We start from the raw sequence: 278 nt of genomic DNA, 5'->3' as shown, positions 1-278 counted from the left end.
GCCCATGTGCCGCAGGGCCGCGGAACCTTCACCACCATGACGGTGGAGGAGAATCTCCAGCTCGGGGCCATCACCCGCAAGGACAGCGCCGGCATCGTCTCCGACATCGAGCGCATGTACGCGCATTTCCCGGTGCTGAAGCAGCGCCACACCCAGCAGGCCGGCACGCTCTCCGGCGGCGAGCAGCAGATGCTCGCGGTCGCCCGCGCCCTGATGCTGCGGCCGCGGCTGATGCTGCTGGACGAGCCCTCCTTCGGCCTCGCGCCGCTGGTGGTGCG

General features: G+C 70.5%; 1 protein-coding gene. It reads left to right on the top strand.

Annotated features, from left to right (window positions below; translation table 11 throughout):
• Positions 1-278: ATP-binding cassette domain-containing protein (locus tag RAD10_RS41685; protein ID WP_461622006.1), on the top strand; the 278-nt coding region annotated here is incomplete at both ends.

The organism is Bradyrhizobium sp. 23AC (assembly GCF_054863025.1).
The sequence above is the reverse complement of the archived record's forward strand: the minus strand, read 5'-3'. Positions and strand labels throughout refer to the sequence as shown.